11 protein-coding genes are annotated in these 11,696 nt (G+C 28.3%); 9 read left to right on the top strand and 2 right to left on the bottom strand.

From position 1 onward, the window contains the following. The 9 genes from CHL78_RS18050 to CHL78_RS18010 all read left to right on the top strand — a co-directional run. The coding region (locus CHL78_RS18050; protein ID WP_116041661.1) for an HpcH/HpaI aldolase/citrate lyase family protein at window positions 1-940 on the top strand (940 nt) is incomplete at its 5' end. Continuing rightward, a complete protein-coding gene (locus CHL78_RS18045; RefSeq protein WP_243446478.1) occupies window positions 921-2,114 on the top strand; it encodes a phosphoribosyltransferase family protein in 1,194 nt (397 codons plus the stop codon). The genes CHL78_RS18050 and CHL78_RS18045, both read left to right, overlap by 20 nt. Before the next feature lie 27 nt (window positions 2,115-2,141). Continuing rightward, window positions 2,142-3,230: a cysteine protease StiP family protein gene (locus CHL78_RS18040; RefSeq protein ID WP_094368081.1), complete on the top strand. Its 1,089-nt coding sequence runs from the start codon at window positions 2,142-2,144 to the stop codon at window positions 3,228-3,230. Then, entirely contained in the window at window positions 3,231-4,028 is a 798-nt protein-coding gene (locus CHL78_RS18035) for an HAD hydrolase family protein (protein WP_094368082.1), read from the top strand. It abuts the gene before it with no gap. Window positions 4,029-4,203: 175 nt separating this feature from the next. Continuing rightward, window positions 4,204-4,806, top strand: coding sequence for a sugar O-acetyltransferase (locus CHL78_RS18030; protein WP_094368083.1), 603 nt, complete (start codon window positions 4,204-4,206; stop codon window positions 4,804-4,806). A 64-nt stretch (window positions 4,807-4,870) separates the two neighbouring features. Beyond that, entirely contained in the window at window positions 4,871-5,467 is a 597-nt protein-coding gene (locus tag CHL78_RS18025; protein ID WP_094368084.1) for a TetR/AcrR family transcriptional regulator, read from the top strand. A 10-nt stretch (window positions 5,468-5,477) separates the two neighbouring features. After that, complete coding sequence (locus CHL78_RS18020) at window positions 5,478-5,882, top strand: hypothetical protein (RefSeq protein WP_094368085.1); 405 nt, start codon at window positions 5,478-5,480, stop codon at window positions 5,880-5,882. A gap of 500 nt (window positions 5,883-6,382) precedes the next feature. After that, complete coding sequence (locus tag CHL78_RS18015; RefSeq protein WP_094368086.1) at window positions 6,383-8,143, top strand: NEAT domain-containing protein; 1,761 nt, start codon at window positions 6,383-6,385, stop codon at window positions 8,141-8,143. A 166-nt stretch (window positions 8,144-8,309) separates the two neighbouring features. Further along, window positions 8,310-9,074 carry a DUF4405 domain-containing protein gene (locus tag CHL78_RS18010; protein ID WP_158540730.1) on the top strand — a complete coding sequence of 255 codons (765 nt, stop codon included), beginning with the start codon at window positions 8,310-8,312 and terminating at the stop codon, window positions 9,072-9,074. A gap of 47 nt (window positions 9,075-9,121) precedes the next feature. On the opposite strand, the gene aspD is transcribed toward CHL78_RS18010, so the two are convergent. Together aspD and CHL78_RS18000 are read right to left on the bottom strand one after the other, a co-directional pair. After that, a complete protein-coding gene (gene aspD / locus CHL78_RS18005; RefSeq protein WP_094368088.1) occupies window positions 9,122-10,759 on the bottom strand; it encodes an aspartate 4-decarboxylase in 1,638 nt (545 codons plus the stop codon). Between the two features lie 345 nt (window positions 10,760-11,104). After that, window positions 11,105-11,696: MetQ/NlpA family ABC transporter substrate-binding protein (locus tag CHL78_RS18000; protein ID WP_116041659.1), on the bottom strand; the 592-nt coding region annotated here is incomplete at its 5' end.

Genomic DNA, 11,696 nt, shown 5'->3' with positions numbered 1-11,696 from the left:
GTATAATATGATATATAAAAGCGTTACAGGACAGGTCAGAGGTGTAAGGCCTTTAGCCATATGTCTTGAAGATGCAATAGGTATAAATGGAGAGAAGGAAGCCATAAACAATCTTAAATTAATATTAGAGGATTTAAGTAATAAAAAGACAGAAGAGCTTAATAGAACACCGTTAATATTTATAAGGATAAGAGATGTTAAACAATTAATTAAAATTAAGGATATTATCGTAAAAAATAAAGAAGTATTAACAGGTATCTTAATACCAAAAGCAAATGCAAATCTAGTTGAAGATTGTATAGAAGTTCTAGATTCAACTAGTATAGAAAATTTGTATGTAATTCCCATAATAGAAAGTAAGGAATTTATATATAATGAAATAAAAGAAGAGAGCTTTAATAATTTATATAATACACTTCTAAGACATAAAGAAAGAATTTTAAATATTAGGATTGGTGTAACTGATATACTTGGAATGTATGGTATAAGAAGAAGTAAATATTTCTCTATATATGATAATTTAATTTGCTCATCATTTATAACAGATGTAATAAATTACTTAAATAGACCAGAACTTGATATCCCAATAAGTGGAGGAGTATCTGAATTATTTGATATGGAAAATGAAGAAATAAGAAATAAGTATCTAAAGGAAATCTTATTAGACAAGTTCCATGGTCTTATAGGAAAAACAGTTATACATCCAAATCAAATTCAGTTAGTACAAGCGATGTGTACAGTAAAGTATGAAGATTATAAAGATGCTGAAACAATACTAAGTAGCGTAGATAGCAAATATGGAGTTAACAAAAGCATCTGTGGTGGAAGAATGAATGAAGTAAATCCTCATTTACTATGGGCTAAAAAAATAATGATACTATCAAAAATATATGGAGTATTAAATGAAGGGGTAGAATATGATGAGTTGTTTAAAATTTAATTGCGATATAGATATTACAGATAATCCATTAGACTTAAATCTTAATGATTACTTAGAAATTGCTGTTAGAAATAATCCAAAGAGAAGATTTTTATTTGTATCTAAGGTGTTAGGTAAACACCTTGCTTGTAAGGCTGATGATATGGATGACTTAGGTAAATTAATTGTAGAAGCTTATAAAAAGAAAAATATAAATGGAAATAATGGTACAGTAATATCATTTGCTGAAACTGGAACAGCTATAGGTCATAGTGTGTTTAACTACTTAGAAGGTGATTATGAGTTTATACATACAACAAGAGAAGTGGTAGAAGGTTATAAAAGCTTAGAATTTTTAGAAGAGCATTCCCATGCAACTGATCATAATTTATATTTTGAAAATCTAGAAACATTACAAAGTGGGGAAGAAGTATTTTTAGTTGATGATGAAATAACTACAGCTAATACATGTGTAAATATTATTAGAAAGATACAAAGTATCTATCCTAAGAAAAGATATACAATATGCTCAATACTTAATTGGGTAGATAGTGTTAATATTGAAAAAATTAAAAAAGTTGAAGAAGAGCTAGATTGTAAGATTGAATTTGTTTATTTATTCAAAGGTAATTTTGACTTTGTAGTGGATAGTATTCCTGTTGTAGATGATAGCTTAGAGATAAAAGATATCAATAGGGAAATAAAAGTTAATTTTATTGATTTAGATATGGATGACTATATTGATGGTCAGAAATATATTAAGTATACTGGAAGATTTGGTATAAACAAAAAAGATCAAGAAAGGCTTGTTCAAGTTGTTAAGAGAGAAAGTGACAAACTAAAAATAGAAAATAATGATTCTGATGTGCTTTATTTAGGTACGGAAGAGTTTATGTATATACCAATGCTATTTGCAAAGGAAAGTAAAAATAAAGTGTATTATCACTCTACCACTAGAAGCCCTATTATAGAGATAGAAAAGGATGGATACCCTATAAATTCTAAGTTTGAGATAGGAAGCTTTTATAATAAGGGGATAAAGAACTATGTTTATAATTTAGATAAGAAAAACTATTCAGAGTGTTTCTTATTTATTGAGTCAAAGAAAGATGAAAGTGAGTTTAGGGATATTATTAATGTTTTTAAAAACACTTCTATAGATAAGTTAAATATAGTTAGCTGCTCAGCGGTATAATATTTTTTATTTGGAGGAGATTGACAGTTGAAAAATTTTGGAACATATTCTAAAGATGATGTAGTTTTTTTACTAAAAGATATATCTTCATTAATAGTAGAAGAGGGAAATAAAGAGCGTGAGATGAAAATTCAAAATGGTAGTCATTATTCAGAGATGATACCTATTGAATATGAAGTAAGTGAAGAATATTTAAAATTATATAAAGAAAAGCTAGAAACTAATAAAGATGAGTTAGCTTATGCAATAGGTGTAATGTCTGATAAGATAATTAAGAAAAATGGTGAGGATGTAGTAATTGTATCTCTTGCAAGAGCTGGTACTCCTATTGGAATACTTGCAAAAAGGTATTTAAAAAATAGGTACAATTTAGACTTACCACACTACACAGTTTCTATAATAAGAGATAAAGGTATTGATATCAATGCTATAAAACATATAGTAGAAAACCACCCAACTTCTAAGTTACAGTTTGTTGATGGATGGACTGGTAAGGGGACTATATCTAAGGAACTTGATAAAGCATGTATAGATTTAGAAAATATATTTAATAAAAAGTTTGACTCAACACTTGCAGTGCTTGCAGATCCAGCTGGATATTCGGCTCTTTATGGAGTTAGAGAGGATTTTTTAATACCTAGTGCTTGTCTAAATTCTACAGTATCAGGACTAGTTAGTAGAACTGTCTTAAGGGATGATCTAATTGGTAAAGATGATTTTCATGGCGCTAAGTTTTATGAACACTTAAGAAATTGTGATGAGTCTACTAATTACATAGATACAATATATAATTGTTTTGAAGGTCAGTATGAAAATATAGATAAGGAACTTGAAAACTGGAAAGAAGACATTATCACTAAAGATGGTGATAATGATGTTTCAAGGATAAAGGAAAAATACCATATTAAGGATATAAACTTTATCAAGCCAGGAGTTGGAGAAACTACGAGAGTGTTGCTTAGAAGAGTTCCAAATAAAATTTTAGTCAGAGATATTAATGATGAAAGTCTAAGACATATATTTATTTTGGCTAAAGAAAAAAATGTTGAAGTTGAAGAGATGGATCTTAAGGGATATAGTTGTTGTGGAATTATTAAGAATATGAGGGATATGTAGATGATAGTTTTTTCTGATTTAGATAGAAGTGTTATATATTCAAATAAATTTTTAGATACTGATAGGGAGTATGAAAATATTGAGATATACAACGGTAAAGAGATATCTTATATCTCTCTTGAAACCATAAAACACATAAAAAAGATACAAGAGGATGGATTGTTTATACCAACAACTACTAGAACCGCTGAGCAGTTTCAAAGGATAGATTTCCCTAGTAAAAATATTAAGTTTGCCTGGGCAATAACTTCTAATGGAGGGACTATTTTAAAGGATAATAAAGTATTTGATGGATGGAGCAAGGAAGTAAAGAGAATATTAAAAAATGCATGCTCTATTGATAAAATGGTAAGTAACTTTGAGCAGTACAAAAGCTTACCAGGAGTTACTAATTTTAAGATAGCTGAGAATCTATTCTTTTATATAGTTGTTGACTGGAATAATTTTAAAGTTAATATGATTGAAGAGTATACTTCGCTTTTAGACTCAAAGGGATGGATATTTTATATAAGTGGAAGAAAGATTTATTTCTTACCTAAAGGTGTTTCTAAAGAGAATGCAATAAGCTACTTAGCTAATCATATAGGAGTTGAAAAATTTTCTGTAATTGGCGATTCAACTATGGACTGGGGAATGTTAAATATAGGTCATACTTCTTATGTGTTAAAGCATGGGGATTTATTAAACTACGATATTGATAAAAAAATTATTGTAAGTGATTCTGAAGGTATGATTGGTAGTGAAGAAGTTTTATCACATATAATTGATCAATTTAATATAGAGAAAGCTCATGCTTAGGATTTTAACAATCTTGTGATATATCAAGTAGAGTAATATATACCGAAGTAAGAATAATGAAGTTTTAATACTTTAAGAATAAATTATAAAATAGAGAGAAGTTAGTTATAGGTAAAATAGAAGAATAATTTATGGGAATTTTAGCAAAACTACTATCTTATAAAGGGGAATTAGAATGGATATCAAAACTAGAATGAAAACATCAAAACTTTATTATTGTAATGATGAAGAACTTATGAAAGAGCAAGCCGAATGCTTAGAGATTTTATATGACTTTAATCAAACAAGACCATCAGAGCAAGAAAAACGAAATGAAATACTAAAAAAATTATTTGCTGATATTGGAGATAATTGTTACATTGAACCTCCTTTGCGTGCAAATTGGGGAAAAAATGTACATATAGGTAATGATTTTTATGCAAATTTCAATTTAACACTAGTAGATGATACTGATGTATACATTGGAAACAATGTATTAATTGGACCGAATGTAGTAATTGATACAGGAACACATCCAATTAGACCAGATATTAGGGCTAAACAAGCACAATACAATGTAGCTGTGACGATAGAAGATAATGTATGGATTGGTGCAGGAGCAATTATACTTCCAGGTGTTTGTATAGGTAAAAATACTGTAATAGGTGCTGGAAGTATTGTAACTAGGGATATTCCAGCCAATGTAGTAGCTATAGGAAGTCCTTGTAGAGTATTGAGAGAAATTAATGAAAATGACATGAAGTATTATTATAAAAATATGGAAATTGATATCGATTAAATAAAAACCATATCACAAGCAAGTGATATGGTTTTTTTTATTAAAATTATTGAAGGGGATATATATGCCTAAAACAAAAGAACAGTGCGAAGAAATAAGAGAGAAAATGAAAAATAAAATTACAGAAGGAGCTATTAATTATTTTGCTAAAAATGGCTATGCAGGTACTAGAATTAGTCAATTATCAAAGTATATAGGGATTGGGCAAGGAACATTATACAATTATTTTAGTTCTAAAGAAGAATTATTTACAGAAATACTAAAAAAACTTGAATTACAAAATAAAATTGGATTTGAGAATTTAGCTAAAGTACAGATAGATGCAGCAAGTAAAATAAAGTTAATTTCAAAGAGTATGATTGAAGAAATTGAAAATAAGACTATTACCGCGTACTCATTTGTATTAAATATAAGAATGATAGAAGAAGGTACTATGGATAATACGTTTACAACATCTTATAAAGATACTCCTACAAAAATGCTTAGAGACATTATTTTACAAGGTCAAAGGGAAGGTAGTGTTATTAATGGAGATGACAATGAATTAGCTGACTATTATTGGAGTGTTGTTCATACATTAGCTCTTATGAATGTAAATAGTAAAGAAAATAAAACCATAGAGTTAAATTGGTTGAATAGAATTTTGTTAAAAGATAGATAGGGGAAGAGATATGTTAGATTTAATAAAAAGTATTAGTATTGAGGTATCAGGGTATTTAGCAGTTATGATGTTAGTATTAATTATTATAGTTCACGGGTTGGTTATATTAAAGATATTACCTCATACATGGATAAATGGAGGAAGAAGTACATCCTATGAATCACAAAGAAAGCAATCTATGCTAGGAATAATAGTATTAACACTAACAATACTAATATTACTTATTGCAAGCAACATTATTACTGTTAGTATACCAAGTATACTGTCTAGTATAATAAATACTATATTATGGATTATGGTTATACTGCTTGCAATTAGCACTGTAATGCAACTATTTGGAACATATTTTGAAAAGTATGTAATGAGTATAATAGCATTTATATTATTAGTATGCGTACTTAGAATTGCACTATAGATAAAGTTATAAAAGTAGCTTAATAACTAAGAGAGGATTAGGTTATACGTTATGACAATATTTAATTATATAAAAGATAAAGGTTTGAGTATTTTTATATTGCTTATTACCTTTATAAAGTAGTTACTGAGTTAGTAGAAAATTTGATGATGGTAAAAGAAGAGTGTAAGTAAGAATTATATCCTTTTGAAGTATGAATAAGAACCGTATCATAAGTAAATGATACGGTTTTTTTATATAAAATACTTAGCAAAATCATAAATAATTAAAGCTATAAATATATAATTCAACTCCTATAAATAAAATTTTTAAAAATTATCTAAAAATATCTATTAAATAAAAATATATTTGAAACCTTTTTATATAAAATCTATATAATAATACTTGTTAATGAAAATCAGTATCACATGAAACGTGGATATTATAAATAAAAAGTAGATATTGAATGAAAAAATTATCAACTATTAAAATTTAAATATTATATATTAGGAGGAGAAACAATGGCACTAAAGAATAGGAGATTGAAAGCAGCAGTAGCAGCAATGGCAATAATATCAGTAATAACATCAGGAGGGTTAAGTAATGTATACGCTGATAGTAGCTCAAATGAACAAACTACTATAGAAAGAAGTTTAGAAAATAGAACTTATACAGTAAAAAACAACGTACTTTATATAAAAGATGGTCAAGTATCTGATAGTGGGGCAGATAAAATAAGAAATAATATATCAGAAGATACGCTAATAGAAGTTATAGATGGAAAAATATACATGACTGTTGAGTTTACACAAGCTCAATACAGTATGATAGACAATGTAAGCATATCTGTAGATGGAAATACTCAATCATTTGAAAGAAGTGAATCAAGAAAGTATAGAGTAGAAATAGGACGTTTGGATAGTGATATAAGATTATTCTTTGATGTAAATATTCCAGTGCCAGGTATGCCACCACACAGCTTTGAGACAAAGCTAGAATTAGGAGAAGCTCCAGAGGTTGAAACTAATACTGCGCCTACAATAACAGCAAAAGATGTAACTATAAATGTTGGTAATAGTTTTGATGCTTTATCTGGTGCGACAGCTAATGATAAAGAAGATGGAGACTTAACTTCAAGTATAAATGTAGTTAGCAATAATGTAGATACAACAAAAGCTGGAAGCTATGCAGTAACTTACGAAGTATCTGATTCAAAAGGATTAAAAACTACTAAAACTATAAATGTAGTAGTATCTGAAAAAGCAGTAGAGAAGCCTAATACTTTAGAAGATGGAATATATAAGATAACAAATAAAACAACTTATTCAGGGACTAGTTCAATAGGAAGTTCTATGGTAAGAAGCTCATTAGAAGAAACATCTTACATAGAATCAAAAGATGGTAAGTTTGTTGCAACACTTGAGTTTGCTGACAGCTTATATCCTCAAATGTCAAACATAAAAATAACTGTTGATGGTAAGTCAGTAACTACTACAGAAGATAAATCAACTGGAAAAGTTTCATTTGAAGTACCTTCTATAAACTCTAAAATAGGAGTATCAGCATTTATAAGTGCTATGGGATCTAATATAAGCTATGCAGTTGATTTTGAAGAATCTTCAATGGAGAAAATAGCTTCTGGTTCTACAGGAGGAACAACTAGTGATTCAACAACTAATGACTCAAATAACAGTGGATCAAACTCAAATGATTCATCTTCAACTGGATCAAACTCTTCATCAAATGGAAGTTCTTCAAATTCGTCAAGTGAAAATACTACAACAGAAAGTACTGTCAAAAAAGGGAAGTTATATACTATACAAAATGCAGTAGAGCACTCAAGTCAAACTGGAAAAGAGATGGCTAGAAAATACTTAAATTCAACATCTAAGGTAGAAGAAATAGATGGTCAAAAGTATATAACATTAACATTTAGTGGCTCAGGATTTATGCAAAATCACACAATATATGTAAATGGAGCTAAAGTATCTCACCAAGTAACGGCTAAGTCAGGTGATACTATAAGCTTAAGATTTAAAGTATCTAGTTTAAATGACACTATAAAGGTTGGAATGTATGTTGTACCAATGTCTAAAAATATAGACTTTACAGTTAGGCTATTAGAAGATACATTAACATTTGTAAAAGACTATGAAGTGTCAAGTGAAGATGGAACATCTTTACCACAAACAGGATCAGCGATAGATAATACAATGTTAGTAGGAACAGGTAGTGCGTTAATGGCATTAGCTGGTGTATTAAATAAAAGAAAAAGAAAATAAGATTATAAAACCTTACAAAGCTATAATGTGAAATAAAGTGTTAGGATAATAATCCTAACACTTTTTATGTAATTAAATTATATAAGAATAAATATATATTAATCAAATATTGATGATAAAAATCAAAATTTCAGCAAAAGGGATAGACTTTATAGAGGATAATATTATGAATAAAAAAAATATAGCAAAAATAACATTAGATATAGCCATGGCTATACTATTTATAACTTTTTTCAACAAAACATTAATCAGCTTTAAATTTCATGTACAAAGTGGTAAGGTATTTGGATTACTTATACTTGTGCATATGATATTAAATAGAAGATGGATAGTAAATATAACTAAAAGGATATTTGATAGTAAAATAAAAATTAGAACAAAGCTATCTTATATTTGTAGCTTAATACTCCTTATAAGCATTGTATTTATAATATTTAGTGGTATGATGATGATGACAGCCACAAACTATGATAGAAAGATGTTTTATAAAATGCTTCATTTTGGAGCTTCATACTTATCAGTTGGTTTAATTGGTATACATGTAGGACTTTACTGGAAATTTGTAATGAATATGTTTAAAAAATTACTTAAGATAAATAAAAGTACAAGTATTACTAAGATATTAGCTAATCTTTGTGTAGTTACAGTTTTAGTATTTGGTATTTATACAACATACAAACAAGAATATTTCAATAAATTATCTAATACTTTAGCTTATGCGATTACTCATATAATCCCACAAGACTTAGAAGAACCAGAGGGAAGTGCATATGAAAAAGAATCACTTTCATTTATAAGTTTAGCTACTACATATGGATCAATTATATCAGTATTTGGTATAGCTACTTATTATATAGACCTAGCTCTAAAGGAGAAGAATAAATCAAAGGAATTGAAAAAAGAAATTATAAAAGAATTGAAGAGGGTTTAGTTAAAGGCGTATCTAAAATATAAATTATTTTAAATACGCCTTTTTAATTATCCTACTCTTGAAGATTTATATTTTTTCCAGTCAGCTACATATGCATTTATTATTTTTCTTATAGCTTTTCCGATATTTGTATAAGCTTTATCTTGTAAATTAGCAAGTGATACTCTAACAGACCAATCAGGGCCTGCAAATCCGCTTCCACTAAGAAGTACTATAGAGTAATTTTTAGCTAACTTGTAAAGTATATCTACAGGAGTGTAGTTTTCTTTTATATAATTTACAAACTCTTCCCCATAATTAATACGTGCCCATTGTTCTATATCAAATTGAGTATAGTAAGCTGCGTTATTTTTATCTTTTGGTAACTCAACTTCTAAAGCTTTATATAATAGTTTTTGGCGACGATGGCAAATATCCATATTTAATGCTTTATAATTGTTTTCTGTATCAATAAGTGCAAATGCAGAGAAAAATGCCATTTGAACTTGTTGAGGAGTAGAAAGACCAGCAGTATGATTAAGAGCAACAAGTCTACTATCAGCAACTATTCTATCCATAAATGGAAGGTTAGAAGGATTAAGACTCATATCAGAGTAACGTTTATTTAGTGATTTCTTTAAATCATCAGGTAAATCATTTATTCTTTTATCAAATACATTTTTCTCGTGAAGAGCCATTGTTCCAAGTCTCCATCCTGTTACACCAAAGTACTTTGAATAAGAGTAAACACCTATTGTATTGTAAGGAAGTTTTGCCATTAAAGAAGTAAAATCTTCAACAAAAGTTCCATAAACATCATCTGATATTATCATTAAATCTTCATTGTAGTTTTTTACTACATCTACTAAATTATTGGAAGATTCTTCATTGATTGCTATAGAAGCTGGATTGTTTGGATTAACAACAAATAGTGCTTTTATAGATTTATCACGAAGTTTTTCTAATTCTTTTTTAGAGTATTGCCAAGTATGTGCACCGTTTTCATCAACCTCATCAGCATTAATGTTTATAACATCAAAGCTATATCTAGGAAGATGTGGTATTTCAAGGTAAGGAGTAAAAATAGGAGTCATTAAAGCTATCTTATCACCTTTTCTTAAAAGTTCATTTGCCATTAGAGAATCAAATATATAACACATTGCAGCAGTTGCACCTTCAACAGCGAATACGTTTAAATCTCCACCTAATTTAGTATCGTATTTCATCTCTTGGATAAGGTAATCATGTACTATTTTTTCCATATGAGGCAACATTCTATCTGGACATGGATAGTTATCACCTATAATACCATCAGCTAATTCATGAACAAATTCATCAGCATCAAAGTTTAGTTCATTTATTCCGTAATCAACTATAGACTTTGCTAAAGAGGCACCAGGCATAGTTGAATTTTCTTCTATATATTTATAAAAACGCTTTGTAATATTTTCTTTTGAAGGCATACCAGCAAGGTCACCAAGATTCCAATTTAATCTTGTTTCACTTACTGCAAATTGACCAAATGTAAAGAATGCTTCTCTTGGTGTAGCAGCAGTCCAGTTTGGATTTCCACGTCCTGCATCAAGTACAGTAGTATTGTTTTTGTTTGCGCTATATTTTGCTAAATCTATTAATTTATCCTTAAACTCAAAAGGACTAATATTCCCATACATCATTTGTATTTCGTTAAAACTATAACTTTTCATTAAAAACATCTCCTTAATTGATAGAAATTATTCCATATTTATATTATAATCAGATTTTAAAAAATGTAAAGCATAAAATAAAGTATTCTACAAAAAATACATTATATAATAAGAGACATATGAGTAAAAAGTTTATAAAATAAAATAAAAATGAGAAATAGACTTAATTTAATAAGTCAAGATGTGAAAAATTGAATAAAATTGATTCAAAAAAGAAAGTCTGAATAAATCAGACTTTTTAATTATAAATTATAAGTAAATTATAATTTATATATTTATATATAATATCATAAAATTTTACAAAATAAAACAAAATTTTCTGATGATTTGGCAAATAATAAAATTTTAGAAAACAGGAATTACTATTCCTTTATATTTTTCCTCTATTATACGCTTACTTTCGTCAGATGTAAGCACTTCTTCTAATATTTTTATTTTTTCACTATCCTTGTCTTTGGTTCTGTAAGCTATTAAGTTGGCGTATTTATCATTTATTGGACCTTTATAAATACCATCTTTGTCTGCATCAAGGCCAGCAGGAACAGCATAAGCAGTATCAATAAATCCAGCGGTAACATCATCTAGAGAAGGAGCGATTTGCGCAATATCTAACTCAACAAATTCCAATCCTTTTGGATTTTCAATTATATCTTTAACACCAACTAATTCACCTTCTTTTAAAGTGATAAGACCTTCTTCTTCAAGATATCTAAGACATTTTGAACCAGCAGATGGGCTATTGCTTATAGCTATTTTATCACCTTTTTTAAGTTCATCTAATGAGTCTATTTTGTAAGAGTATAGTACTGCAGGACAAACATAAAGCTTAGAACCAGCCATTATATCATAACCTTTAGTTTTTACTGCTTCATCTAAGAAAGGCTCATGTTGGAATAAATTAGCATCTAGATCACCTTCGTTTAGAGCAGTATTAGGT

The sequence above is a fragment of the Romboutsia weinsteinii genome (assembly GCF_002250835.2).
GTDB lineage: Bacteria > Bacillota > Clostridia > Peptostreptococcales > Peptostreptococcaceae > Romboutsia_A > Romboutsia_A weinsteinii.
This window is presented reverse-complemented; position numbering and strand designations above follow the sequence as displayed.